This is a genomic window from Sphingobium sp. B11D3B, assembly GCF_025961735.1.
In the GTDB taxonomy this organism is placed as follows: Bacteria; Pseudomonadota; Alphaproteobacteria; order Sphingomonadales; family Sphingomonadaceae; genus Sphingobium.
Map to the genome: position 1 here is coordinate 1112351 of NZ_JAOQOF010000001.1, position 24590 is coordinate 1136940.

Consider the following 24590-nt stretch of genomic DNA (forward strand, 5'->3'; position numbering starts at 1 on the left):
TACGCAGCCAGCGCTTCCCTTCCATCCCATTGAATTGTCCGGTCATCGCGGGCACCATGCGCCCATGGGTAATTTGGTAGGCAAGACGGCAGACGCATTTCCGCATGGCACCGTCCATCGGGCCGCAGACGATCTTCGGCACGCGCTGACCGCAGATGCCGACCTGCTCACTCTCTGGGAGAAGCTGACCCCGCTCGGCCGGAACGAATTCATCTGCTGGGTGGAGGACGCCAAACAGGCGAACACCCGCGAAAGGCGGATCCAGCGAACCTGCGAGGAACTGCGCGAGGGCAAGAAGCGGCCCTGCTGTTGGGCCGGGTGCATCCACCGGACGGACAAGGCCCCCGGGCGATGGCAGCAGGCGGTGCTAATCGATGGCAAGACCGGCAAAACGCCTCCCGCCTAGGCCCGCGCCATCGCCGTGTTTAGCCTCTGCTAGCTGGTCAGATGAAAGGAATGGTCAGCCGGCGGCTCGCGTCACATCGAGCAGAAGGGTGCGGAACTGCTCATCGGTGGCGTGGGCATGCGTGCGCATCGCGGTCAGAGCCTCCTGCGCACGGTCATGGGAGAGCGTATTCGCAAGAGCGATGGCGGTCTCCAGGGAGACGGCATCGGCCGCCACGGCTTTTCGCACGGCGCCAATGATGGCGATGTCGCGTAACGCCCCCTGCGGGATCGTCTCGGTATCGCGGTGGGCATCCTTGACGATGCCGCCCATCCAGAGGTTCTCGGCGGGATCGTCGATCGGCTCGAGCGCGTTGATCGCACGCGCCTGATCCCTCCAGCTGCGCGCCAGGGCATCGACAAGCTGGGAGACCGGCAGGCCGACGGCAGCAGCGATCGAGGGCAAAGCCTCGGCGGCAAGAACCCGTCCTGCATAGAGGTCTTCCAGACAGACGGTCAGCAAGCTGGTCAGGTCGCGGGCTTGGGTGCTCATGCTGCTCCTCTCCGATGATGCAGCGGCGCGAGAGGCGCCGCCGATCATCCAACGAGAGAGCGCGGTGGACGTTCCGTCCTAGCCCCAGCGATTGATTTCCGGGCCGGGGGCAAAGGCGTGAGCCGGCTGCGGGCTGCCCGCCTGCGCGAGCGCCTGCTGCACGCTGGGCCGCGCCTCAACCCGCGCCAGCCACGCCGCCAGGCGCGGCTTGTCGGTGAAGGCATCAGGGACCAGATCACGCATCGGCGCCACCCAGGCGTAGCTTTCCAGATCGGCGATGGAGAAGCTGCCCATGAGCCAGTCGCGCGCCTCAAGGCGGGCCTCGATCTTCTGCGTGGCCTCACGGACCCGTGCCTCGCTGGCAGCACGATGCTCGGCCGAGAGCTGGCCGCTACGCGTCTCGCGCCAGCGCTCGGCCAGATCCTGCGAGGCAATGGGGGCAATCAGCGCATCGAAGCGCGCGTCATCGAGCGCAGCCAAGCGCGGCGTCGTCCACGCCAGGTTGGCCAGGGCCGCCGCGCCGGGCGCGACGCGCTCGATCATCCAGCGACACCAGGCCATCATTTCCCACCGGGCATAGGGATCAGTGGGGCGCAGGCCACAACCGGGCGCGGCGTCATCCAGATAGCAGGCGATGAACACGCTATCGCACAGCGCGTGCCCGTCGACGACGAGCACGGGACCTTCCCCTTCGACGCTGTAATCCACCTCGAAAGCGCGCGGCACGGTCCCGCCATGGCGCTCGGCCATGCCGAGGTCGATAGGGCGAAGCTCCGCGTTCAGACCGCTCTCGAACAGCGCGGCGAGCACCGTGAGCGAGGGGCCGGTCGGCTCGCCATGATACAGGGTCATCGCCATCACGCTGCCTCCTCGATCAAGGGAATGATGCGCTCGGCAAAACGGGGCACGCGGCTATAGGCCCAGGTCTCCCGCACCGCAGGGCGCCGCGCAATGGCGCGCAGCCAGCGCATGATGTTGGGGGTTTTTGCGTCGTTCACGTCATCGGGCTGCATGGAGGGGAGCCCGTAAGCCGAATTGAAGCAATTGATATCCGCCAGCGAGTATTGATCCGAGCCGAGATACTCGCGCTGCCCCAGCGCCTCCTCCAGCTTGGTGATGCCCAGCTTCACCCGCCGCGTCGACTCTGCCAGTTCCGCCTCGCTGAACAAGCCGTAGATCGCCTTGCGCCAGGCAGTGCGGCGCTCCGGCAAGGGAATGCGGTCGATCGCTGCCTTGAGTTCTTCCGGGTCGCGCGCCCGGACTTGCGGGCCGATGAAGATGCTCCAGCCGATCATGCTGAACGACGGGCAAAGCCACTGGTCGAGATATTTCATCCACCAGCGCACACGCCAGCGATCGACCGGGTCTTCAGGCATCATCGAGGGGCCGGGAAAGGCCTCCTCCACATATTCCATCATGGCGGTCGATTCATTGAGCAGCCGGCCGCCATGGGTCATCGCCGGGATCGTCCCCATCGGGTTGATCGCCAGATAGTCCGGCTTGTGCTGATCGAACGAGAGCAGGTCGAGATAATGGCTATTGAACGCCACACCTTTCTCGATGAGGGTGAGCATGGGTTTGCCCGAATTGGCGTTGGGCTCCCAATGGTACAAAGTGACGTCGTTGCTGCTGCTCATCGTAACGCGGGCCGCTGCCCTCTCCTCTCGATCAATTTCAGGCCATCGTCCAGGCGATGAGGTCATGGGTCGCGTCGCGCCGTTCAGAGCGCAGACGCAGCCCGCGATCCTCAAGCCAGGTCCGGGCGGCGACATAGTCATTCCAGCCGGTCAGACCGGCCACCGGACCAGACATCGCACCGCTGCGACGGATCGCGCGGACGCCGGCCCAGTTACGGCTATGCTCTCCGGCAAGATCGATCTGCTGCACGCCGAAGAACTGCCCGGCGAAAGACCGACTTGCGGCTCTGCGGCTGTCATAGACGACGATGCGGGCTGCCTTCTCCGGGCCAGCGACGGCCCGGGCGCCGAATAAGCCGACAGCCCCTGCCACCGCCGCGCCGCCCAGCAATTGCCGCCGGGAGACGCCGCTCATTTGCCCTTCCCCAGATAGGCCGCCACGGCTTCCAGTTCGGAGTCGGTGATGTCCACGCGCGTCTGGCGGGGCATAGCGCCCTTGCCCATACGCACGACCGCCTTCACATAATCGGCGGTCAGATCGTCCCGGTTGGCGATCAGGCCCATGGCGGGCGGGTTCCCCATCATCACCTGCTGCTTCGTGATCAGATTGGTGCCCATCCCCCAATCGAAATGGCATGCGCCGCACCGATTGGAGAACAGCGCTTCACCGCTATTGGCATTATGCTGCCGGTCCCCTGGCGCCATTTGCGCCCTCATGCCGTAAGCGGAGGGGGGCGGCGGGCCGCCTGCCGGAGCACCGCCGGGCTGGGCAGCCCGCGCGTCCCTTGTCCCCAGATCATAGGTCGTCATCAGCACGCCGACTGCCATCAGCGTCATGAGGCTCGTGACCTGCCCTATCCTCATGCCAGAGCCTTTCCACGCTGGTCGGCATAGGCGCTGGGCCAGATGCCGTTCTTGCCGGGAGAGAGAATGCCGTTCGGGTCGAGCGTATTCTTCACCTGCTCGGTCATCCGCCGCATGGCATGGTTGTTGAACCCGAAGGTATTGGAGATCGCGTCCATCCAGCCGAGATGGGTGCGATATTCGGCATAGCCGTGGGCGGCAGCGTCGGCGATCAGCGCGTTGAACAGCGTTTTGATCGTCTCGACCTGCTTGTCATTGTCGCGGTCGTACATCAGCATGTTCACATTGTTGCAGAACCGCCCGCCGATGGTGAAGCTGGCGTAGAAATCCACATCATGATCGTTGATGATTTTGCGGCTGCGGCGCATCTGGTCGAGCACATGCTTGCCAGTGGCCGGGACAACCGGCGAGAAGCCCATATGGGCACTGCGCCCGCCGACCCAATCGCCCATCTGCAGCGGAACGGCGGAAGGTACGCCAAGCGTCAGGTCCATCACATTGGTCGGATCGCCCTTGCGCCACCAGCGCTCGCCGATCGGCGTCTTGAGGTGCGGCGCGAAGGCGGCCTTCACGACAGCCGCCTTGGCCTTCGTCACCGATTCCTCGCCATAGAGGCGCAACTGCATGTTCCAGTAGCTGAGCTTGTGCTCCTTGAGCAGCTCCTGCACGCGCCAGTCAGGGATGGCGCCGGGCTTGTCCCAGAAGTCCTTGCGCTGCCCCAGGATCGTCATCTTGCCAAGCCAACTCGGAATGAAGATCGACTGATCGATGATCCGATTCAGCCGCAAGGGTGTGAGGGTATCGATCACCCAGGCGATGTCTTCCGCCTGTGGGATTTCAAGGTTCAGCTCCACCGAGGTTTCCGGCTCCGGCATCAGCCACATGCCGGCCTTGGTCACGACGCCCAGGTTGGACTGGGTGAACATCTGGTCCCAGCTCGGGCCATAGCTGAACGGGAAAAGATGCGCGGCCTTGTTGTTCTCCATGGCACCAAGGCCCGTGCGCACCACATCGCCATTGGCGAGCACGACTTCCATGCCGCACAGGTTGCTGGCGTGGACGCCATAAGGCGTGTAGCCGATGCCGTGATCGAGTGCGTTGCCAAGCACCGAGCCCCAGCCATTGCCGGGCACGGACATCATCAGCGGCAGCTTCTCGCGCTGGATATGCTCATAGAGATCGATGAAGCCGACGCCCGGCTCGATGACGCAATAGCCCAGCTCCGGATCGACCTCGAGAATGCGGTTCATCCGCCCGAGATCCAACACCATACAGCCCGGCATCCGCGGCGCCGCCGTGCCATAACCAAGGTTCTTGCCGCGCGCGACCGTCCAGAGGGGCAGCTTGTGCTCATTGGCGATGCGCACGACCGCCTGCACTTCCTCGACCGTGCTCGGGGCCACCGCGCCCGATGCGCTCCAGAGCGTCTCGGGGCCCGGCGCATAGATATCTGCATAGGCGTCGCGATCTTCATCGCTGGTCATCACCCAGCCCGCACCGACCGCAGCCTGCAACGCCTTGACGGCGGCATCGAAGCGTTGCGGTGACATTCCGGGCGGCAAAACTAGCTTCATGCGCTCACCTCTCCTTGCGGGCCTGTGCGGCCTCTCGCTCTTGCGACTATTGCTATTGTGGGATCATGGGGCGGTCAAAGGAAATGAGGGCGACCACGCGGCCGCCCTCCTCAAGTTTATCTCGCCCTAGGGCCTTAGAAGTCCTTCTTGATCGACACGCGCCATTCGCGCGGCGCGCCGACATTGGCATAGGCCGTGCCCGCGAAGCCGTAGACGGCGTCAAACCGCGACGTGTAGTAATATTCGTCGAAGAGGTTGGTCACTTCGAACGACACGGCGAGGTCGCGATCCTGATTGCGCCAGGTCAGCCGGGTGCTGCCGAGCACGTAGGACGGAAAATATTCGAAGTCCGGATTGACCGCGTTCAGCGTTCTGCTGGCCAACTGCCGGCCGCGATAGGCGACGTCCAGCCTCGGTGTAATCGAGCCGGACCCGCCCATGTCGATCTCATATTGAATGCCTGCGCTCCACTGTGTTTCGGGCGAAACGATGGGGCTGCCGGCGGTGATCGTGCTGCCGACGGCGGGCGAGATCGACTTGTACTCCGAACCGATCAGGCTCAGCGACGCGTCGATCATCAGATTGTCGACCGGGGTTGCCGAAACCTCGGCTTCAAAGCCCCACATCTTGCCGTCGCCGGCATTGGCGATGACCGCGCAGGGCCCGCCACCATAAGCCGAACAGTCGGAGAGGGGCAGCTGGATCGCCTTATAGTCGTTATAGAAGCCCGCGAGGTTCACCCGCAGGCGACGGTCCAGCAAGTCCGTCTTGAGGCCGATCTCGTAGGCTGTGACGGTCTCCGGCCCGAACGTGCCTTGGGTCGCGTGCGTCGGCAGGAACGGGCGCGCGGTGACGCCGCCACCCTTGAAGCCCGTGCCCACGGTTCCATAGAGCAACACTTCCGGCGAGAAGCGGTAATCGACGGACAAGCGCCAGTCGACCCGGCTGCCGTCATACACGGCCTTCAGATTGTTGAGAGCCGAGAGGCCGAACGGATCGGGGAAGAGCGGCGCGGTATTGTCGAGGTTCCGCCGGATGAACGTGTAGTCCTTATGCTCCTCAGTGTAGCGGATACCGCCCGTGATCGTCATGCCATCAACCGGACGGACGATCGCAGTGCCGAACACAGCCTTGCTATCCGCATTGATCGGATCGTTGCCGAGGAACTGGAGCGGAACGCCGGGGATGATGTAGCGAATATCCTGAATGGTGAAGTAGGTGCTACGCTGGTCGGAATAGTATCCGCCCACGGTCAAATCGGCCATGTCGCCAAGCTTGGCGTTGACCCGCAGTTCCTGGCTCACGAACCAGAAATCGAGATCGTTGAAGCCGCCGGCAGCCCGCGTCAGCGTCGGCGTGAAATCATCGTCCGTGCCCCAGCGGTTATTGTAGGAGCGGTAGGCCGTGATCGACTGGACCTGGAGATTGTCGGTCACGTCCCAATCGATATGACCAGACACGCCCCAGCCACGGAACTTGTTGCGATTGCCCGTATCCCAGTTGCCGGCCTGACCGCCCGCCGGCAGCCCCCAGCTTGCATAGGTGCACCACGGTCCGCACAGGAAGTTCGAGGCATCGCCCTGCGCGACGATCGGCACTTCCGCAGCGCTCGGGCGATCGGAATACTGATAGTCGCCTATGATCTGGATATCGAGCTTCTCGCCGGCATAACGCAGCGCGCCGCGTACGCCTGAATAATTGATGCCGCCCAGATCCTCGACCACGCAGTCGGTGTTGGTCGGCACGGCCGGCAGGATGCCCTCGGGGTTGCCGGGGTTGGCGCAGCCATAATCGATCTGCTGGACATACCCCCGCTGGCTCTTATGGACGCCGGAAACGCGGGCGAAGAGCATATCCGTAATCGGGAAATTCGCCCCCGCCCGAACTTCCACGCGGTTGCGCGAGCCGTAGCTCACTTCGGCAAAACCGCTCGGATCGGCCTCCGGCTTCTTCGAGAACAGTTTGATCGCGCCCCCAATCGAGTTGCGACCCGTGAGCGTTCCCTGCGGGCCGCGCAACACCTCCACGCGCTCCAGGTCGAGCAGGTCGAAATTGGCACCGGTGAGGGTCGGATAATAGACATCATCAACATAAAGCCCGACGCCCGGCTCATAAGCCGGGTTGAAATCGAACTGCCCGATGCCGCGGATGGAGGCGCCCATGGAGTCGCCGAACGCGCCACCCATGGGGGTGAGGGTCACGCTGGGCGCCTGCCGGGCGACCGCAGCGATGTCATCCTGATTGCGCGCCTCGAGCAGCGCCGCATCCACCGCCGTGATCGCCAAAGGCGTATCCTGCAGGCGCTGGGACCGAAATTGTGCAGTAACAATGATATCGGGGGTGCTGTCGGCCTGCGGGGCGGCATCTTGCTGGGCGAAAGCGGGCGTCGTCGCCGCGATGGCCATCACCATAACCGAACCGGCGCATAGCAATGGGCGGATTCTGGACTTCCTGTTCATCACATCTTCTCCTCACCTGTGCGGCTCGATGCAGCCTCACATTGCGCGGGTCTTTGCGACCTCTCGCAGAGCATACAGGAGCCGTTTTTTAGGCTCGTTGATATAGGCAGGAATTCCGGACAGGATCAACTTAAAGGAGACGGCGGCAGCGCGATGGCCGAACTTTTGGTCCCGGCGTGGGAGTTATGCATCAGCGCGCTTGTTCAAGAGCGCAGGAACATGTCTGGTTGTGCATCTTTGAAGCACGGCAAAGGCGAACGGCCGCAGCGATGGAGGCGGAGGCCGGCTAAGACACCAACTTGAATGCGTGATTCGTTGCCACTTCGTTCGTGAAAACAGAATGCGGCGAGTTAGCGGTCGCCCTGCCCGGCTCACTTAACGAGTGCGTGCCTCATCAAATCTCAGGCGAGCGGCGTCGATGGCCTGCAGATGATCTTCCGCCCAGGTCCACACGCCACAAAATGCTTCGCCCAGACTGGCACCCAGCTCCGTCAGCCGATAATCCACATGGGGAGGCACGACCGGATGCACCGTGCGGTGGACCAGACCGTTGCGCTCCATCTGTCGCAGGGTCTGCGTCAGCATCTTTTGGCTGATGCCGGGCATCTTCTCGAAGATGCGTGTGAAGCGCTGCTCGCCATGGTCATGCAACACCTCGATCAGCAGCATGGTCCATTTGTCCGCGACTTGGCCGATAAGGTCATTGACCAGCGCTTCCACGCGGGGATCGATCTGATCGTAGCGATCCGGGCTGGCTGGCACGCTTGGGCGCTTCGCTTGAGTTGTCATTCACACTCTCTTTCCGGTGAGTATCAATCTTTCCGGTGCCTTCTTTCGTTCTGAAAGCTAGGACTTAAATGAGCAGTCGTCCACCAGCAGAATTTGGAGCAGACGGCATGAAGACCACTGGCAACACCATTCTCGTCACCGGTGGCGGCTCCGGTATTGGCCGCGCATTGGCGCGCCATTTCCACGAGCTCGGCAACACGGTGATCGTCGCGGGGCGGACCGCAGCGACATTGGCTGAAACCATCCAGGGTCGCGCGGGCATGCACATGCTCACCGTCGATGCGAGCGATCCGGGAAGCATCGAAGCATTCGCGGCCGAAGCGATCGCCCGCTTTCCGGCGATCAACATCCTGTTCAACAATGCCGGCATCATGCAGCGCGAGGATCTGACGCGACGTGGCGACACGACTGTGGCGGAGCAGACCTTCATCACTAATGTGCTGGGGCCGATCCGTCTCACCAATGCCTTGATCGAGCATCTGACGGCGCAGGAAGACGCCGCGATCGTCAACACGACCTCCGGCCTCGCCTTCGTGCCGCTGATCGGCACGCCGAGCTACAGCGCGAGCAAGGCGGCCTTGCACAGCTGGACGGTCTCCCTGCGGGAACAGCTGCGCGGCAAGGTCGAGGTGATCGAGCTGGCCCCACCAGCCGTGCGCACCGAGCTAACCCCGGGACAATCCACGCGGGAAAACTATATGCCACTCGATGATTATGCTGCGGAAGTGATGGCACTCTTTCAGCAAGTGCCCACGCCCGAGGAAATCCTCGTCGAGAATGTCCGCTTCCTTCGCTCGGCTGAGCGCGAGGGACGGTTTGACGAGACTGTGCGGATGATCAGCACGCTTTGATCGCCAAGTTGGTATGACGAAACATCACTGCCGTCCAAGGGGGCAGGCTCTAACACCTGCGCCCTTGGGCGTGCGAAAGGATCAGGCCGCTTTCGCCGCCTGATAGGCCGCCATCGGCACCCACCAGCCATGGACCTGCGGCCGCATGCGGGTGGGCACGGGCACCTTGGCGACTGGCCCGGCCGGCAGGTCACCTGCGTTCCAGATCCACACCGCATGTTCGAACTGGTCCGGCGCGGTCTCATGATCGACGACGCCGACCAGCCAGCCTTCATGACCGGGCTCGCTCGACGGCACATGCACGGTCTCGCTCATCCCATGCGCCGGCGGCAGATTATAGCCGACGATTGCGCCGGTTTCGAAATCCTTCCGGAGGAGCGCGGTGAACATGGCGCCGACGACGCCGCCCATCAGCGGCGGCCCCATGGGCTGCGGGTTCATGCTGCAATACCAGCCCCGCTTGTACGGGCGCCCCTGATCGGCATCGGCAATGCGCGGCATGTCTCCCGGAGGCCCGAGCGGCGTGACCTCCACGCCATCGCCGTCGCCTTTCATATCGACCGTCCAGCGCTGAAAGCCGCCGCCCAGCTCCCAAGGCTGTACATCGATACCGCTGTCCGCGCGGATGTGCGGGAAGGCGATGGTGTCGGTGATGTGATGATCGATATGGACCTTGCCGTCCGGCGTCTCGAACGCATTCATCATATGGAAGCTGGAGGCGCCCTTCGGTCCCTTGAACCAACGGATCTCGGACACATCGCCATAACGCGGCATCACCCCGATGTGATATTCCAGATCTTGCTGGTGAACCCAGTGCGCGCCCTTCGCCTTCACGCGTTCAAGATCGGCGGTGGTGGGCTGCAGCGGGAAGATCGCGTAGTTCTCGGTGATCACGAAGTCATGGACAAGGCTGCAGAACGGCGCCTCGAACGACTGTTCCTTGACAAGTTTGCCGTCCTTGTCGGTCCACCAATAAGCGATGGTCTTAGAGCAGAGGCCATCCGCCTCATAGCCATAGACGAACATCTCCTTGGTCTCGGGATCGATGCGGACATGGGCCGTCATCGTCTGCGACTTGAGCGCGCCACCGAAATCATAGGCGCCGATGGTCTCCAGCGTGTGCGGATCGACCTGATGACCCGGCCCATCCTCCTTGGTCATGATGAGCTTGCCCGCATGCCAGACCGGCGTGGTGTTGGAGACGGTCCCCTCCACGCCCTCGGCCGACGCGTCATTGGTGAAGGGGTTGCGATAGCGGCCGAACAGACGCTTGCCGGCGGCGTTCTCGGCCTTCCAGCGCGGGGTCTGGACATATTTGATGTCATAATCGACCGTGCCGTCCTCATTGAAGAGGATGCGGCTGATCATGCCATCATCGGAGAGCGCGGTATCGGGCTGGAAGAACGGCTCGAACTGCGGATCGGGCACTGCCCGGAAGAAAGCGCCGCGCACATCCGCCGGAATGGTGCCCTCGGATGCCGTGAGGCCCTTGAGCGAAACTTCCTGACGGACTGGCGTGTTGAGGCCCATATAGTCCGGCGTTGCGGGAAACGGCATTCTTCTCTCCAGTCAGCTTGCGGTTTCGGGCCTGTTTGGTCTCTCGTTATCGAACTGGCTATGACCCAGCGCGAAGTTCTTCAGGCCAGTATAGACGCATCGGGTTGGTCACCAGCATCTTGCGCTGCAACGCTTCCGTCGGCGCGATGCGTGGGATCATGTCCACAAGCAAGCCATCGTCCGGGATGGCATCCTGCATGTTGGGGTGCGGCCAGTCGGTGCCCCAGATGACCCGATCCTGATAATCGGCGACAAGCGGCGCGACGGCATTGGCAAAATCATTCCAAGGCGCACCGGCGGGATCGAGCCGGTCCGGGCAGGTCGCCTTGAACCAGATGTCATCGCGACTATCGAGCAGGTTGCGGAAGGCCTTCATGTCAGCACCGTCCGGTCCCTGGCGTACATCGGGCCGGCCCATATGGTCGATCACCAGCGGCACCGAGATCGCATCCATGAACGGGCGCAGTTCTTCGAGAATGTCCGCCTCGAAATAGATGACCACATGCCAGCCCTCCGGCAGTCGGCTCGCGACCTCGAGGAACTTGTCCTTGGGAGCATCGTCTACCAGGCGCTTGAGGAAGTTGAAGCGGATGCCGCGCATGCCGCCGGCGTGCAGCGCCTCAAGCTCGGCCTCGCTGATCGCGGGATCGACCACGGCGACACCGCGCGCCTTCCCGTCAGAAACGGCAATGCCGTTCAGGGTCGCGGCATTGTCGGTGCCATGGCAACTCGCCTGGACGATCACGTTGCGGGAAAAGCCCAGATGATCGCGCAGGGCAAAGAGCATGTCCGGGCCTGCATCCTGCGGCAGATATTTGGCCTTCGCGCTGAACGGGAACTGCGCCATCGGCCCGAACACGTGGCAATGCGCATCCACGGCGCCCGGCGGCGGCGTGTAGGCGGGCTTGCTCGGGTTGCTATGCCAGGAAAGGATGCGGTCGGTCATCTCATTGGTTCCGTTCGGGCTGGGCCTGTCGAAGCCCGGTTCTCACTTTCCGTTCGATTGTTCCAGATGAAACAGCCCTTTGACAAGTTCAGGGCGAACGGACTTGTTCTGAGGTGCAGGGAGCCTGCCATAGACGCAGGGGATGTTCAGCCGAACACCACCCCGTCCATCAGCTTGCGGGCGGTGCGCAACATGCCGGCTTCCACCGGCTGTCCGTCAGCGTCCACGGTCACGACGCATTCGGTGACGCCGGTCGGATGCTCGACCCCCAGCGTCTTCGTCGCACCCTCGGGCACCTTGGCGACGGAGGCGGCGGGAGAGCCTTCGATAAGGCATGCCGTCGCCACGCTCACCGCACCCAACACCCCGATGGAGGCATGGACACGATGCGGGATGAGCGAACGCACGGTAACGGCCCCACCCTCGCGCGGCGGCGCCACCAGCATCATCTTGGGGACGGACTTTTCGGTTACGTCGCCAAGGTTCATCATCTCACCGACCTTGAGGCGGATGGCCTCGACCTTCGCCTTCATCTCGTTATTGGCGTCAAGCGTGTCACGATCCTCATAGCCGGTCACGCCGACGTCGCTGGCAAGCATGACGACGCAGGGCATGCCATTGTCGATCATCGTCACCTTGATGCCCTTGATCTCGTCGACGCCATTGCCCGTGGGCAGCAGGGCGCCGCAGGATGAGCCAGCGGTATCGCGGAACAACAGCGGAATGGGCGCCGATGTACCCGGCACGCCACTGATCGAGGCGTCACCATCATAGCGAACCTGGCCGCCGGGCGTCTGCACCGTGGCGACGGCGACCTGGCCGGTATTCTCCATGAAGATGGCGACGCGGGTTTCATCGCCGGTTGGCTGCACGAGACCGCGCTCAATGGCGAACGGACCGATGCCCGCGAGGATATTGCCGCAATTCTGCGCGTCGGTGACAATCGCCTGATCGACGAACACTTGCAGGAAGAGATAATCGACATCGACCCCTTCGCGGCTCGATTTCCTGACCACGCCAACCTTGCTGGTCAGCGGATCGGCACCACCCATGCCGTCGATCTGGCGCGGGTCTGGCGAGCCCATGACGCGTAGAAGGAAGGCGTCGCGGGCGGCGGTATCCGTGGGCAGATCGTCCGCCAAGAAATAGCCGCCCTTAGAGGTGCCGCCACGCATCCACATGCAGGTGATGCCGTCCATCACAGCCTCCCGTTCGAAGCGAACTGAGATGCATTCCGAGGCCGACGTGCCTCACACATATTTCAGGCCTTCCTTCTCCAGGCGCTCGCGCATCTTGTACATGTCGAGGCCCAGCACGCCGGAGGCCAGCTTCTCGCGCTTCTCGCCTTCATTGGCTTCGCGCGCGCGGGCCGCTTCCAGCACCTTGGCGGCGTTGGCGCGAGGGACGATGCACACGCCATCATCATCGGCCACGATGACATCGCCCGGATTGACCAGCGCGTTGGCGCAGACGACTGGGATGTTGACGCTGCCCAGGGTGTTCTTGACCGTGCCCTGCGCGTAAATGGCCTTGGACCAGACCGGGAAGTTCATCTCGGTGAGGTCGCGCACATCGCGCACGCCGGCATCGATGATCAGGCCGCGACAGCCGCGCGCCTGCGCCGAGGTCGCCAGAAGATCGCCGAAATAGCCATCCTCGCAGGGGCTGGTCGGGGCCAGCAGCAGGATGTCGCCGGCCTTCAACTGCTCGATGGCGACATGCACCATCCAATTGTCGCCCGGAGGCGCGCTGATCGTCACTGCACTGCCCGCGATCCGCGCACCGGCATAGATCGGCCGCATGTAGCTCGCCAGCAAACCCGTGCGTCCCTGCGCCTCATGAACCGTCGCAACACCGCACGCCGCCAAACCGTCAATCACCTCAGGATCAGCACGTTCGATATTCTGTACGACCACACCCATGATTGCTCCTCTCGATCAACATTAACTGGCAACAGCCTTGCTCCCGTATAGAATAGGGGAACGGCGTCCGGTCAATCCACCCCGAACTTTGCGCAGATCATAAGCATCTGCTAAGTCTGGCCCTCATGGCATCGGGCCTCTCACCCTTTTCGTTCAATCTGCGCCACCTCGCCGCCGTTGCGGCGGTAACGCACAAGGGAAGCGTGTCCGCCGCCGCGAGCACGCTCCATCTGACCCAGCCCGCTGTAACTCAAGCCATTGCCCGCGTGGAAAGCATCATGGACGTGCAACTGTTCGAGCGGCGCACGGACGGCATGACGCCCCTCCCTCCTGCGATGGCGCTGGCTGAGCGCGTTGAGCAAGCGGCCGAACTGATCGGCTCGCGACGGGTGACCATGGCGCAGTTGCGGGCTTTCCTCGCCGTCGCGGATAGCGGAAGTTATGCGGCTGCAGCGGCGCAGAGCGGCCTCTCGCAGCCGACACTGCATCGCGCCATTGGCGATCTGTCGCTGATCCTCCGGCGGTCGCTCGTCGAACGGCGCGGACGGGGGATTGCGCTGACCGACGCGGGCCGGCGCACCGCCCGGAACTTCCGCCTCGCCCGGACAGAGCTGGAAGCCGGCCTCGACGAAGCCCTGGGCCAATCCGGCGGCGTGCCCGCGCGGATCACCATCGGGGCGATGCCGCTCTCCCGCGCTCGGGTGCTGCCGCGCGCGCTGGCAAGGTTCAACACCGCATTTCCGGCCATCGAAATCGTGATCGTGGAAGGATCGCATGGCGAACTGGCGGAATCCCTACGCGACGGCAGCATAGACATGATGGTCGGCGCCATGCGCGATCCGCCACCCGGCCCGGATCTCACGCAGCGCCCCCTGTTCGAGGATGAGGTGATTATCATCGCGCGGGCCGGTCATCCCGAGGCCGGGCCAGCACGGGATCGTCCGTTGAGCGATCTCGCGGGCTATGCCTGGATCTTGCCGTCACCCGGCGCGCCCCTGCGGACGCGCTTCGACGAGATGTTCCGCACGGCCGGACTTGCCCCGCCGCCCGTTCCGATCGAATGCGGTTCGGTGATGATGATCCGCGAAATCCTGATGCAGACTGACTTTCTGACCCTGCTCTCGCCCGATCAGGTCTCGGTCGAGCAGGAGGCGGGCTGGCTCGTCTCGCTTGGCGCCCCGCCCGGGGGCTTCTCTCGCGCGGTCGCGCTCACCACCCGGGCACAGTGGCGGCCGGCCCCGGCACAAGCTGTCTTCATCGCCGAGCTGGACCGGGCCGCGACGGAACCATTCGCTTCTGCTTATGGCACGGAGCGGGAACAAATTTGCGATTCTGATCGATAGGCGGCACAGCGTCGATCATGAGCGGGAGAATTGCCCTTATCGGCTTTGGGGAAGCGGGCCGGACCTTCGCCGGCGCCGCCGGATGGCGCAGCGATGCTCGCGCATTCGACCTCAAGGCAATCGAACCGCAGACGGCCGGCCCGATCCGCGCCGCGTACACCGAAACGGGCGTCACTGGCTGCGAGTCCCTGGCGGACGCGCTAGCCGGCGCGGAAATAATCCTGAGCCTCGTCACCGCCGATCAGACCGAGGCGGCAGCGTCCGCAGCCGCGCGGCACCTGTCCCCCGGCGCGCTGTTCTTCGACATGAATTCCGTGTCGCCGGGCGCCAAGCAGCGCAATGCTGCGGCGATCGAGCAGGCTGGCGGCCATTATGTCGATGTAGCGGTCATGTCGCCCGTACAGCCCGCCGCGATGACTGTGCCTCTGCTGATCAGCGGCCCGCACGCCGCGCAGGGTGAAGCGGCGCTGCGTGCGATCGGCTTCAGCAAGGTTGCAATTGCGGGCGATCAGGTCGGCGCCGCCAGCGCGACGAAGATGGTCCGTTCTGTCATGATCAAGGGCATCGAGGCGCTGACGGCGGAGATGATCCTCGCGGCCCGTCGTGCGGGCGTGACCGAGAACGTGCTGGCCTCACTCGGCGGAGACTGGCCCGAAAAGATCGATTATAATCTCGACCGGATGCTGGCGCACGGCACACGGCGCGCCGCCGAGATGGACGAGGTGGTCGTGACGCTTACCGAGCTGGGCATCGAACCGGCCATGACACGCGGGACAGTGACACGCCAGCGGGCGATGGGCGCCTTGCTCGGTTCGGCCGAGATGCCGCAGGGGCTTGAGGCCAAGCTGGCCTTTCTGGATGCCATGCATCCAGAAATGATCGCAAAGCCCGTGTCCGCTGCGCAGCCCAAAATTACAGAAGCAGAAAAGTCTGGAAGGTGACGGAATGACTATGATCATCGACTGCCATGGCCACTATACCGTGCTGCCCAAGGCGCATGACGAGTGGCGCGAGCAGCAGAAGGCGGCGTTCAAGAATGGCACGCCCTGCCCGCCCTATCCCGAGATTTCTGACGACGACATTCGCGAGACCATCGAGCAGAACCAGCTCCGCCTCATCAAGGAGCGCGGCGCGGACATGACGATCTTCTCGCCCCGCGCCTCGGCCATGGCGCCGCATGTCGGCGATCAGTCGGTGGCGGTCCCGTGGGCGCAGGCTTGCAACAACCTGATTGCCCGCGTGGTTGACCTCTATCCCGAGACCTTCGCTGGCGTGTGCATGTTGCCGCAGTCGCCAGAGGCGGAGATGACCAGCTCGATCGCCGAGCTGGATCGCTGCGTTAACGAGCTGGGCTTCATCGGCTGCAACCTGAACCCGGATGCGAGCGGTGGCCACTTCAAGCAGCCGCCGTTGACCGACAAATTCTGGTATCCCTTCTACGAGAAGATGGTCGAACTGGACGTCCCGGCGATGATCCACGTCTCGGGCAGCTGCAATCCCGCGATGCACGCGACGGGTGCTTATTATCTGGCGGCCGATACGATCGCCTTCATGCAGCTGCTGCAGGGCAATCTGTTCGCCGATTTCCCGACGCTGCGCTTCATCATCCCGCATGGCGGCGGCGCGGTGCCTTATCACTGGGGCCGGTTCCGGGGCCTCGCGGACATGCTCAAGCAGCCCAGCCTTGATACGCTGCTCATGAACAACGTGTTCTTCGACACCTGCGTGTATCACCAGCCCGGCATCAACCTGCTGGCGGACGTGATCGACAACAAGAACATCCTGTTCGGCAGCGAGATGGTCGGTGCCGTGCGTGGGATCGACCCGACCACAGGTCATTATTTCGACGATACGAAGCGCTATATCGATGCGCTCGACATTTCTGACGAGGAGCGTCACGCGATTTTTGAGGGCAATACCCGCCGCGTCTTCCCGCGTCTCGACGCCAAGCTGAACGCCCGCGGGCTCTAAGAGAGGATATCATGACCGAGAAGAAAGAGAGAATCGACGTTCACGCCTATCTTGCCGAGTTTGACGACATTCCCGGCACCCGCGTGTTCACGGCCCAGCGCGCGCGCCGGGGCTACAACCTCAACCAGTTCGCGATGAGCCTGATGAAGGCCGAGAATCGCGAGCGGTTCAAGGCGGACGAGAGCGCCTATCTCGACGAGTGGAACCTGACGCCCGCCGCCAAAGCGGCCGTGCTGGCCCGCGACTACAATGCCATGATCGACGAGGGCGGGAATGTTTACTTCCTCTCCAAGCTCTTCTCGACCGATGGCAAGAGCTTCCAGTTCGCTGCCGGATCGATGACCGGCATGACGCAGGAAGAATATGCACAGATGATGATCGACGGTGGTCGTTCGCCTGAGGGCGTGCGCTCGATCAAGGGAGGATTTTGATCATGGCACGCGTTACCACGGGCATTACGTCCAGCCACATTCCCGCGCTCGGCGCGGCTATGCAGACCAAGACCAGCGACAACGATTATTGGGGTCCGGTCTTCAAAGGCTATGAGCCGATCCGGGAGTGGATCAAGCAGCCGGGCAACACCCCCGACGTTGTGATCCTGGTCTATAACGACCACGCCTCGGCGTTCGACATGAACATCATCCCGACCTTCGCGATCGGCTGCGCGGAGAGCTTCAAGCCGGCGGACGAAGGCTGGGGCCCGCGCCCAGTGCCCGACGTGAAGGGCCATCCCGATCTCGCCTGGCACATCGCCCAGAGCCTGATCCTGGACGAGTTCGACATGACCATCATGAACCAGATGGACGTCGACCATGGCTGCACCGTGCCGCTCTCGATGATCTTCGGCGAGCCGGAAGAATGGCCGTGCAAGGTCATTCCCTTCCCGGTCAACGTGGTCACCTATCCGCCGCCGTCGGGCAAGCGCTGCTTCAGCCTGGGCGACAGCATCCGGGCTGCGGTCGAGAGCTTCCCGGAAGACCTCAATGTCCACGTCTGGGGTACAGGCGGCATGAGCCACCAGCTTCAGGGGCCACGCGCTGGCCTGATCAACAAGGAGTTCGACCTGAACTTCATCGACAAGCTGATCAGCGATCCCGCAGAGCTCAGCAAGATGCCGCACATCCAGTATCTGCGCGAAAGCGGATCGGAAGGCATCGAGCTGGTCATGTGGCTGATCATGCGCGGCGCGCTGCCGGAGAAGGTGCGTGACCTCTACACCTTCTACCACATCCCGGCCTCCAACACCGCGCTCGGCGCGATGATCCTGCAGCCGGAAGAAACGGCCGGGGCGCCGCTGGAACCGCGCAAGGTCATGAGCGGCCACAGCATGGCGAAGGCCTGACACGCCCAAAAGCCCTTTCTCGTCAGAGGAGGGGTTGGGGTGGTGCTGGTCATCACCCCATTTGAAGCGACTTCGGGGCATTGAGCCCCCGCCGTTCGTTTAGATACCTCTCACCCACCCCTTGCCCCTCCCTTGAAAGGGAGGGGTTAGCTGGAGAAAGGACTCCCCCTCATGAGAATCGCACTCGCAGGCGCCGGCGCATTCGGCGAAAAGCATCTCGACGGCCTCAAGAACATCGATGGTGTGGAGATCGTCTCGATCATCAGCCGTCGTGCCGAGCAGGCCGCCGAAGTCGCCGCCAAATATGGCGCGAAGCACAGCGGCACCGAACTGGACGAAGCGCTTGCACGTGATGACGTGGACGCGGTGATCCTCTGCACGCCCACGCAGATGCACGCCCAGCAGGCCATTGCCTGCATGAAGGCGGGCAAGCATGTGCAGGTGGAAATCCCGCTGTCGGACAGCTGGGCCGACGCCCAGGCGGTCATCGACACGCAGAAGGAAACCGGTCTCGTCTGCATGGTCGGCCACACCCGCCGCTTCAACCCGAGCCACCAGTATATCCATAACAAGATTACGGCGGGCGAACTCGCAATCCAGCAGATGGATGTGCAGACCTATTTCTTCCGCCGCAAGAACATGAATGCCAAGGGCGAAGCGCGCTCCTGGACGGACCATCTGCTGTGGCACCACGCCGCGCACACGGTCGACCTGTTCGCCTATCAGGCCGGCAAGATCGTGCAGGCCAATGCCGTGCAAGGCCCGATGCACCCGGAGCTGGGCATCGCGATGGACATGTCCATCCAGCTCAAGAGCGAGAGCGGCGCGATCTGCACCCTCTCCCTCTCGTTCAACAATGATGGGCCGCTCGGCACCTTCTTCCGCTACATTTGCGACAATGGCACCTGGATCGCGCGCTATGACGATCTGGTGACCGGCAAGGAAGAGCCTGTGGACCTGAGCGGCGTCGCCGTCTCCAGCAACGGCATTGAACTGCAGGACCGCGAGTTCATCGCCGCGATCCGCGAGGGCCGCGAGCCCAACAGCTCCGTCGCACAGGTGCTCGATTGCTATCGCGTGCTCGGCGATCTGGAAGTTCAGCTCAACAAGGCCGGCTGATAAAGACTGGCGGTGTGCGGCCTGTTTCGCGGCTGCACACCGCTTCATTTCCGGCGACGCTCAATCATCGGCGTCATGCCCGTAGTCATTTCTCAAGCTTTGCCGTTTAAGGCGCCGCTCTACCGTCAGACCATAGGCGGCGGGAGAGATGCATGTCAGTGGCGACCGGGCTAAGTTCAGATCTCGCGGACCTGCTGCGCGCGTTTTCTGCCACCGAAACTGAAATCGTGCAGTTAGGCACGATCGCGCAAGCGGCGCGGATGCATGAATTGCTCCAGCTCCGTCGGCAGTTCGTCGAGCAATTCGGGCTGGTAAGCGCCGCGCTCCAGCGCGAACCCATCCTGCTCGCCTCGCCAGCACTGATGACGCAAGCCATGCGCCTGCTGGCGGCTTTCCGCTCACGCAATGCCATCAATCAGGCGGACTGGCCGGTCATCCGTGTCCGGGACGATCCCATCGCCTATCGCGAGGCGTCCCAGCATGTGAAGGATGCGTCCCGGGACTTCTGGGACTGGATCGAAACCGCCGTCGGCTTTCGGCGATAAAGCACGCAATCCTCGCCAAAAGCGCCGCGAGGATTGATTTTTGATGCCCGGGGCGACACAAGCCGGGCCATGACTTCGCCATCGACACCCCTCCCCACCCGCCGCATCGCGGACATGGCCGTCTCCGCCATCAGTCTGGGCTGCATGAACCTCTCTCACGCTTATGACGCCCCGCCGAGCGAGGAGGAAGGCGCGCGCTTGCTCAATCATGCGCTCGACATCGGCGTGACGCATCTCGACAGCGCAGCGCTGTATGGCGGTGGCAAGAATGAGGGCCTGATTGCCCGCGCTGTCGGCCATCGCCGCAAGGACTTCGTACTGTCGAGCAAGTGCGTGCTCGATCTGATCGATGGCGAGCGTGTGCTGGACGGGCGGCCGGAGACGATCACGGGATCGCTGGAACGCTCGCTCAAGCGGCTCGATACCGATTTTATCGATCTCTATTATATGCACCGGCTCGATCGGAACGTGCCGATCGAAGACTCGATGGGCGCTCTGGTGCGCGCGAAGGAAGCCGGGAAGATCGGTGCCATCGGCCTTTCCGAAATGTCCGCAGCGAGCATCCGCCGCGCCCATGCCGTGCATCCCATTGCGGCCATCCAGTCCGAATATTCGCCCTGGGTGCGCAATCCCGAAGTGGCGGTGCTGGACGCCTGCCGCGATCTCGATATCGCCTTCGTCGCCTTTTCGCCGGTCGCGCGCGGAATGCTTGCCGGGGCGATCAGCAGCATCGACTTCAAGCCCGGCGACATCCGCATCCCCATGCCGCGCTTTCAAGAGCCGAATTTCAGCCACAACCTCAAGCTGGCCGAGCGGTTCAATGCGGTAGCGGCCGATCTCGGCATCACACCTGCACAGCTCAGCCTCGCCTGGGTTCTGGCGCGGGCGCCGCAGATCATCGCGATCCCCGGCACGCGGTCCATCGCGCATCTCGAGGAGAATGTGAAAGCGGCCTCCATCACCCTTACGCCCGAATGCGTCGCGGCCGTCGATGCGATTTTCGCGCCTGGCGCCGTTGCCGGCGCGCGTTATCCCGCACCGGTGCAGAAGCAGATCGATACCGAATTGCTGCCCGAAGAGGCGGACGCGACATGAGCGTGACACTGGACGACGCGATGCGGCGGGCGATCGAGTGGGACTGCACCACGCTCATCAATCGCTACACGCTGCTCAACGATGCGGCTGACTGGGACGCCGTCGCGGCCCTCTACACCGAGGATGGTCAGATGGCCCGGCCGAGCGCACCGGATCAGCCCATCAAGGGACGTGACGCCATTCTTGCGACCTTCAAGAGCAGGCCGGCCCGTGCGGCGCGCCATGTGGTTTCCAACGTGGTCGTGGACGTCGTAAGCGAGATCGAAGCGACGGCGCTGTCGGTCATCGTGCTGTATCAGGGCGTCGCGAGCGAAACCGGCGGGCTGCCCGTGCGCGATCCCAAGGGGCCGCTGATCGGTACCTATGCGGACCGCCTGCGCAAGACACCGGAGGGATGGCGCTTTGCAGAACGGCGCGGCGGTCTGGATTTCGCGGCATGACCGGCGCCCCTGCTTCGCAGCCGGATGACTTCCAGGCGTTCCTCTCCCGACCCTATCGCATTGAATGGGGACATTGCGACCCGGCGGGCATCGTCTATGCGCCGCGCTTCCTCGAGATGTTCGGCGAGAGCACGATCATGCTGTTCGAGAAGGCGCTTGGCGTGCGCAAGCGGGACATGCTGAAAACCCAGGGCGTAGTCGGCTTTCCGATGGTTGATGTGTCGGCCAAGTTCCAGCGCCCCGCCGCCTATGGCGACGATGTGGTGCTGGAGGTGGAAGCGCCCCATTTCGGCAATTCCAGCTTCACCATTCGCCATCGCCTGCTCAAGGACGGCCATGTCTGCGTAAGCGGCACGGAAAAGCGGGTCTGGACCGTGCGGGACAGCGAGCGCCCGGGCGGGATGCGCGCCGAGCGCGTGCCCGATGACATTCGGGCCCGGTTCGCTCTGCCCGGAGCGTGATGCCGCCGACCTATCGAGGGCGCACAGCCATTCGATAGAGGGCTATCCATTTGCCAAAGCCTGCGCCATGATGCCCTCATAACAAGAGGACTCATGGAGGGGCTTATGGTGATGGGGGATGCGGGCACGCCGCGTCTGCGCAGCGGCGGCTATCAGGCATGGCTGGTCGGACTGCTCAGCCTGAATTTCGGCATCGTCTTTTTCGATCGGCAGGCGCTCAACGTGCTGATGCCGTTCGTCCAGCCCGAGCTCGGGTTGTCCAATGCGCAGATCGGCCTGCTTGCCGGCGGCCTCTCCTTCACCTGGGCCATCGCGGCTTTCGCCATCGGCCGCCTGTCTGACACGATCGGCAATCGCAAGCTCCTGCTCGTCGGCGCGACGCTCGGCTTCTCGCTCTGCTGCTTTCTGAGCGGCATGGCGACAAGCTTCCTCTTTATGCTGTGCGCACGGATGCTGATGGGTGCGGCGGAGGGCGGCGTGATGCCGATCAGCCATGCCATGGTCGCCAGCGAAGTCGATCCGCGCCGTCGCGGCCTTGCGCAGGGCATCGCCCAGAATTTCGGGTCCAACCTGCTGGGATCGTTTCTTGCGCCGGTCTTGCTCGTGTGGTTCGGCCTGGAGTTCGGGTGGCGCAACGCCTTTTTCCTCGCATCCATTCCCGGCATCATCTGTGCCTTGCTGATCTGGTTCACGCTGGAAGAGCCGGGCGCTCCGGCCCGGCCGCAGGCACAGGATGGCGAAGCGCAAGGTGTCCTCAGCGTGTTGCGCACCCGCAATGTGCTGGTCTGCGTGCTGCTGGGCGTGCTGATGGTCAGCTATTTCGTCATCTGCCTGACCTTCCTGCCGATCTATCTGACCAGCGTCAGAAGCTACACGCCAACGGAAATGAGCTGGCTGATCGCAACCCTGGGCATTTCCGCGACTATCGGCAGCTTCGCGATCTCGGGCCTGTCGGACTGGATCGGGCGGCGGCCCGTCATGATCGCCATGCCTCTGCTCGGCATCATCCTGCCGCTGGGCGCCCTCTATTGGAGCGGGTCGATCTGGGGACTGGTCCCGATCTTCTTCTTTGGTTGGGGGCTGAACGGGATCTTCCCGCTGTTCATGGCCACCGTGCCGTCGGAAAGCGTCGATCCGCGCCAAGCCGCGACCGCGCTGGGTCTCACCATGGGATCAGCGGAAATTCTGGGCGGGGTCTTCGCGCCTTCGCTGGCCGGTGTAGCGGCGGACGCGACCAGCCTGGCCGCGCCCTTGTGGATCATGGTGGTGCTGGCGATCCTCGGCGGGATCGTGGCGATGTTCCTCACCGAAACCGCCCCCTCGCAACGCGCCAGGATGGCGGCCGCGCTCTGACAGCATCCGATGTCGGGCCGCGGATCTGAAGAGCGCGGCCCGGCATGGAGGTCTTAAATCAGGCCGGCACGCTCGCGAGGCGCGTGGCTGCAATATCGGCGCCTTCGCGCAGGGCCTGCAGCTTCTTCCACGTGACGGCGGGATCGATCTTGCCGTAGCCGGCAAAGGTACCAAAACCGCAATCCGTGCTGCCGATCACGCGCTCAGCGCCGACGATGCCCGCAAAGCGCTCGATCCGCTGGGCGACCAACTCGGGATGCTCGACATAGTTCGAGCAGCTATCGATGAGGCCCGGGGCCAGCACGAGATCGTCGGGCAGCTTCGCATCCCGCCACACGGTCCACTCATGCTCGTGGCGGGGATTGGCCGATTCAAACAGCACCACGCCGGGGCGGGCCCGCAGGATCGTCGGCAGCACTTTGGCAAGATCGATGTCGCAATCATGCGGGCCTTCATAATTGCCCCAGCAGATGTGCATCCGCAGCCGGTCGCGGGGGAGTCCTTCGGTGGCGGCATTCAGCGCCTCAACATTGGCCTCGGCAATCTTCACGAACTCTGCGTCGCTCACATCCTGATAGCCGGTGTGGCGGGACATGGCGAGGTCGGGGCAATCGAGCTGCAGGTCGAAGCCCGCATCGATGATCGCCTGATATTCAGGGCGCATGGCCGTCACCAGATCCGCGAGATAGGCCTCGTGGCTGGAATAATAAGCGTTGGGCTGGAAGGCCGTGATCAGACCCGGTGACGCGGCATTCATGAAGCCGCGTGCGCCCTTGCCCTGCGCCTTGAGCGCCTGATCGAACCGGCGAATGTCGTCATGACAGGGCTGCAGGTTCTTGAGCTTCACCGGTGCGATGCACGAGGCGCGGGTGAACTCTTGATCGCCCATGATCGCGGCCAACTTCTTGCGCAGTTCCGGCAAGGGCGCGAGGTCGAGCGCCGGCTTGCGATCGGTGTGGCCACCAAAGCCCTCCAGACGCTCGATGATATAGGTCGAGTAACCGACCTTGCCCAGTTCGCCATCGGACACGATGCTGACTCCGGCCTCGACCTGCTTGGCAACGGCATCGTCGATGGCTTGCTGCACAACCGTCTCGAACTGCGCGGCATCATAGGGCTCGCCATGATCCTTCGCGAGCAGCAAGGGAACAAGCTCCGGCCCGCGCGGCAGACTTCCGACATGTGTCGTTGCGATCACAGTACTCAACCCTTTCTTCAATTCAACGCTATGCCGCCGCCCCTCGCACGACCAATGCAATCAGGCAAGCCCGAGAGAGGTCGGGCCAAAAACGCAAGGCTTACCGCCATTTGCGGAGACAGTCATTGTTGACAATATCCAATGATGTCTCAGCATCACCCGGGCAGCCGCCCGGCCCGCCGCTGTT

At 63.4% G+C, this 24590-nt stretch carries 26 protein-coding genes; 13 read left to right on the top strand and 13 right to left on the bottom strand.

What is annotated here, in order from left to right:
- The first annotated feature begins 64 nt into the window (after nt 1–64).
- Nucleotides 65–406 carry a YdeI/OmpD-associated family protein gene (locus M2333_RS05265; RefSeq protein WP_264611065.1) on the top strand — a complete coding sequence of 114 codons (342 nt, stop codon included), beginning with the start codon at nt 65–67 and terminating at the stop codon, nt 404–406.
- A 54-nt stretch (nt 407–460) separates the two neighbouring features.
- Here M2333_RS05265 and M2333_RS05270 read toward each other — a convergent pair whose 3' ends face one another.
- The 8 genes from M2333_RS05270 to M2333_RS05305 form a co-directional block, all read right to left on the bottom strand.
- On the bottom strand, nt 461–937 hold the full coding sequence (locus M2333_RS05270) for a ferritin-like domain-containing protein (protein ID WP_264611066.1): 477 nt from the start codon (nt 935–937) through the stop codon (nt 461–463).
- Nucleotides 938–1015: 78 nt separating this feature from the next.
- A complete protein-coding gene (locus M2333_RS05275; RefSeq protein ID WP_264611067.1) occupies nt 1016–1795 on the bottom strand; it encodes a glutathione S-transferase family protein in 780 nt (259 codons plus the stop codon).
- Nucleotides 1795–2574: a glutathione S-transferase family protein gene (locus M2333_RS05280; RefSeq protein WP_264578882.1), complete on the bottom strand. Its 780-nt coding sequence runs from the start codon at nt 2572–2574 to the stop codon at nt 1795–1797. Before M2333_RS05280 ends, M2333_RS05275 begins: the two co-directional genes overlap by 1 nt.
- 37 nt (nt 2575–2611) lie before the next feature.
- Entirely contained in the window at nt 2612–2989 is a 378-nt protein-coding gene (locus M2333_RS05285; RefSeq protein ID WP_264587211.1) for a twin-arginine translocation signal domain-containing protein, read from the bottom strand.
- The gene (locus M2333_RS05290; protein ID WP_264570291.1) at nt 2986–3438 is read right to left on the bottom strand and encodes a c-type cytochrome; all 453 of its coding nucleotides are present in this window, start codon (nt 3436–3438) and stop codon (nt 2986–2988) included. The genes M2333_RS05285 and M2333_RS05290 overlap by 4 nt, the downstream gene beginning before the upstream one ends.
- Nucleotides 3435–5012, bottom strand: coding sequence for an FAD-binding oxidoreductase (locus M2333_RS05295; protein WP_264611068.1), 1578 nt, complete (start codon nt 5010–5012; stop codon nt 3435–3437). Before M2333_RS05295 ends, M2333_RS05290 begins: the two co-directional genes overlap by 4 nt.
- A 134-nt stretch (nt 5013–5146) precedes the next feature.
- On the bottom strand, nt 5147–7471 hold the full coding sequence (locus M2333_RS05300; RefSeq protein ID WP_264611069.1) for a TonB-dependent receptor: 2325 nt from the start codon (nt 7469–7471) through the stop codon (nt 5147–5149).
- A gap of 375 nt (nt 7472–7846) precedes the next feature.
- Nucleotides 7847–8260 carry a winged helix-turn-helix transcriptional regulator gene (locus M2333_RS05305; RefSeq protein WP_264611070.1) on the bottom strand — a complete coding sequence of 138 codons (414 nt, stop codon included), beginning with the start codon at nt 8258–8260 and terminating at the stop codon, nt 7847–7849.
- A 107-nt stretch (nt 8261–8367) separates the two neighbouring features.
- On the opposite strand from M2333_RS05305, the gene M2333_RS05310 reads away from it, so the two are divergent.
- Nucleotides 8368–9111, top strand: coding sequence for an SDR family oxidoreductase (locus tag M2333_RS05310; protein WP_264611071.1), 744 nt, complete (start codon nt 8368–8370; stop codon nt 9109–9111).
- A gap of 81 nt (nt 9112–9192) precedes the next feature.
- Here M2333_RS05310 and M2333_RS05315 read toward each other — a convergent pair whose 3' ends face one another.
- From M2333_RS05315 to ligK, 4 genes are all read right to left on the bottom strand, one after another.
- Nucleotides 9193–10668 carry a carotenoid oxygenase family protein gene (locus tag M2333_RS05315; protein ID WP_264611072.1) on the bottom strand — a complete coding sequence of 492 codons (1476 nt, stop codon included), beginning with the start codon at nt 10666–10668 and terminating at the stop codon, nt 9193–9195.
- 58 nt (nt 10669–10726) lie between these two features.
- Nucleotides 10727–11614: an amidohydrolase family protein gene (locus M2333_RS05320; protein WP_264611073.1), complete on the bottom strand. Its 888-nt coding sequence runs from the start codon at nt 11612–11614 to the stop codon at nt 10727–10729.
- Nucleotides 11615–11760: 146 nt separating this feature from the next.
- Entirely contained in the window at nt 11761–12813 is a 1053-nt protein-coding gene (locus tag M2333_RS05325; protein WP_264611074.1) for a 4-oxalomesaconate tautomerase, read from the bottom strand.
- A gap of 51 nt (nt 12814–12864) precedes the next feature.
- Complete coding sequence (gene ligK / locus M2333_RS05330) at nt 12865–13539, bottom strand: 4-carboxy-4-hydroxy-2-oxoadipate aldolase/oxaloacetate decarboxylase (RefSeq protein ID WP_319801319.1); 675 nt, start codon at nt 13537–13539, stop codon at nt 12865–12867.
- Nucleotides 13540–13661: 122 nt separating this feature from the next.
- On the opposite strand from ligK, the gene M2333_RS05335 reads away from it, so the two are divergent.
- The 11 genes from M2333_RS05335 to M2333_RS05385 all read left to right on the top strand — a co-directional run bounded on the left by M2333_RS05335 (nt 13662) and on the right by M2333_RS05385 (nt 23205).
- The gene (locus M2333_RS05335; RefSeq protein ID WP_264611076.1) at nt 13662–14879 is read left to right on the top strand and encodes a LysR family transcriptional regulator; all 1218 of its coding nucleotides are present in this window, start codon (nt 13662–13664) and stop codon (nt 14877–14879) included.
- Nucleotides 14880–14896: 17 nt separating this feature from the next.
- Entirely contained in the window at nt 14897–15820 is a 924-nt protein-coding gene (locus tag M2333_RS05340) for an NAD(P)-dependent oxidoreductase (protein ID WP_264611077.1), read from the top strand.
- 4 nt (nt 15821–15824) lie between these two features.
- Nucleotides 15825–16850, top strand: coding sequence for an amidohydrolase family protein (locus M2333_RS05345; RefSeq protein ID WP_264611078.1), 1026 nt, complete (start codon nt 15825–15827; stop codon nt 16848–16850).
- Nucleotides 16851–16861: 11 nt separating this feature from the next.
- Nucleotides 16862–17281, top strand: a complete 420-nt coding sequence (gene ligA / locus M2333_RS05350) for a protocatechuate 4,5-dioxygenase subunit alpha (protein ID WP_181559640.1) — start codon at nt 16862–16864, stop codon at nt 17279–17281.
- A gap of 2 nt (nt 17282–17283) precedes the next feature.
- A complete protein-coding gene (locus M2333_RS05355; RefSeq protein ID WP_181559639.1) occupies nt 17284–18192 on the top strand; it encodes a class III extradiol dioxygenase subunit beta in 909 nt (302 codons plus the stop codon).
- Nucleotides 18193–18363: 171 nt separating this feature from the next.
- A complete protein-coding gene (locus tag M2333_RS05360; protein ID WP_181559638.1) occupies nt 18364–19311 on the top strand; it encodes a Gfo/Idh/MocA family oxidoreductase in 948 nt (315 codons plus the stop codon).
- A 152-nt stretch (nt 19312–19463) separates the two neighbouring features.
- Entirely contained in the window at nt 19464–19856 is a 393-nt protein-coding gene (locus tag M2333_RS05365) for a hypothetical protein (protein WP_264585035.1), read from the top strand.
- Between the two features lie 69 nt (nt 19857–19925).
- Complete coding sequence (locus M2333_RS05370; protein ID WP_264611079.1) at nt 19926–20951, top strand: aldo/keto reductase; 1026 nt, start codon at nt 19926–19928, stop codon at nt 20949–20951.
- Entirely contained in the window at nt 20948–21391 is a 444-nt protein-coding gene (locus tag M2333_RS05375; RefSeq protein WP_264611080.1) for a nuclear transport factor 2 family protein, read from the top strand. The genes M2333_RS05370 and M2333_RS05375 overlap by 4 nt, the downstream gene beginning before the upstream one ends.
- Nucleotides 21388–21852, top strand: a complete 465-nt coding sequence (locus M2333_RS05380) for an acyl-CoA thioesterase (protein ID WP_264570276.1) — start codon at nt 21388–21390, stop codon at nt 21850–21852. Before M2333_RS05375 ends, M2333_RS05380 begins: the two co-directional genes overlap by 4 nt.
- A 105-nt stretch (nt 21853–21957) precedes the next feature.
- Nucleotides 21958–23205, top strand: coding sequence for an MFS transporter (locus tag M2333_RS05385; protein ID WP_264611081.1), 1248 nt, complete (start codon nt 21958–21960; stop codon nt 23203–23205).
- A 58-nt stretch (nt 23206–23263) separates the two neighbouring features.
- Here M2333_RS05385 and M2333_RS05390 read toward each other — a convergent pair whose 3' ends face one another.
- Nucleotides 23264–24403: a cobalamin-independent methionine synthase II family protein gene (locus tag M2333_RS05390; protein WP_264611082.1), complete on the bottom strand. Its 1140-nt coding sequence runs from the start codon at nt 24401–24403 to the stop codon at nt 23264–23266.
- Between the last annotated feature and the right edge of the window lie 187 nt (nt 24404–24590).

Excerpts from the sequence above, each read along its gene's own strand:
- M2333_RS05270 (WP_264611066.1), bottom strand. The coding sequence starts at position 937 with ATGAGCACCCAAGCCCGCGACCTGACCAGCTTGCTGACCGTCTGTCTG.
- M2333_RS05375 (WP_264611080.1), top strand. The coding sequence starts at position 20,948 with ATGAGCGTGACACTGGACGACGCGATGCGGCGGGCGATCGAGTGGGAC.
- M2333_RS05320 (WP_264611073.1), bottom strand. The coding sequence starts at position 11,614 with ATGACCGACCGCATCCTTTCCTGGCATAGCAACCCGAGCAAGCCCGCC.
- M2333_RS05305 (WP_264611070.1), bottom strand. The coding sequence starts at position 8,260 with ATGACAACTCAAGCGAAGCGCCCAAGCGTGCCAGCCAGCCCGGATCGC.
- M2333_RS05315 (WP_264611072.1), bottom strand. The coding sequence starts at position 10,668 with ATGCCGTTTCCCGCAACGCCGGACTATATGGGCCTCAACACGCCAGTC.
- M2333_RS05365 (WP_264585035.1), top strand. The coding sequence starts at position 19,464 with ATGTCAGTGGCGACCGGGCTAAGTTCAGATCTCGCGGACCTGCTGCGC.
- M2333_RS05295 (WP_264611068.1), bottom strand. The coding sequence starts at position 5,012 with ATGAAGCTAGTTTTGCCGCCCGGAATGTCACCGCAACGCTTCGATGCC.
- M2333_RS05310 (WP_264611071.1), top strand. The coding sequence starts at position 8,368 with ATGAAGACCACTGGCAACACCATTCTCGTCACCGGTGGCGGCTCCGGT.
- M2333_RS05300 (WP_264611069.1), bottom strand. The coding sequence starts at position 7,471 with ATGAACAGGAAGTCCAGAATCCGCCCATTGCTATGCGCCGGTTCGGTT.
- M2333_RS05340 (WP_264611077.1), top strand. The coding sequence starts at position 14,897 with ATGAGCGGGAGAATTGCCCTTATCGGCTTTGGGGAAGCGGGCCGGACC.
- M2333_RS05335 (WP_264611076.1), top strand. The coding sequence starts at position 13,662 with ATGGCATCGGGCCTCTCACCCTTTTCGTTCAATCTGCGCCACCTCGCC.
- M2333_RS05370 (WP_264611079.1), top strand. The coding sequence starts at position 19,926 with ATGACTTCGCCATCGACACCCCTCCCCACCCGCCGCATCGCGGACATG.
- M2333_RS05325 (WP_264611074.1), bottom strand. The coding sequence starts at position 12,813 with ATGGACGGCATCACCTGCATGTGGATGCGTGGCGGCACCTCTAAGGGC.
- M2333_RS05355 (WP_181559639.1), top strand. The coding sequence starts at position 17,284 with ATGGCACGCGTTACCACGGGCATTACGTCCAGCCACATTCCCGCGCTC.
- M2333_RS05285 (WP_264587211.1), bottom strand. The coding sequence starts at position 2,989 with ATGAGCGGCGTCTCCCGGCGGCAATTGCTGGGCGGCGCGGCGGTGGCA.
- M2333_RS05380 (WP_264570276.1), top strand. The coding sequence starts at position 21,388 with ATGACCGGCGCCCCTGCTTCGCAGCCGGATGACTTCCAGGCGTTCCTC.
- M2333_RS05360 (WP_181559638.1), top strand. The coding sequence starts at position 18,364 with ATGAGAATCGCACTCGCAGGCGCCGGCGCATTCGGCGAAAAGCATCTC.
- M2333_RS05290 (WP_264570291.1), bottom strand. The coding sequence starts at position 3,438 with ATGAGGATAGGGCAGGTCACGAGCCTCATGACGCTGATGGCAGTCGGC.
- M2333_RS05385 (WP_264611081.1), top strand. The coding sequence starts at position 21,958 with ATGGTGATGGGGGATGCGGGCACGCCGCGTCTGCGCAGCGGCGGCTAT.
- M2333_RS05265 (WP_264611065.1), top strand. The coding sequence starts at position 65 with ATGGGTAATTTGGTAGGCAAGACGGCAGACGCATTTCCGCATGGCACC.
- M2333_RS05345 (WP_264611078.1), top strand. The coding sequence starts at position 15,825 with ATGACTATGATCATCGACTGCCATGGCCACTATACCGTGCTGCCCAAG.
- ligA (WP_181559640.1), top strand. The coding sequence starts at position 16,862 with ATGACCGAGAAGAAAGAGAGAATCGACGTTCACGCCTATCTTGCCGAG.
- M2333_RS05275 (WP_264611067.1), bottom strand. The coding sequence starts at position 1,795 with ATGGCGATGACCCTGTATCATGGCGAGCCGACCGGCCCCTCGCTCACG.
- M2333_RS05280 (WP_264578882.1), bottom strand. The coding sequence starts at position 2,574 with ATGAGCAGCAGCAACGACGTCACTTTGTACCATTGGGAGCCCAACGCC.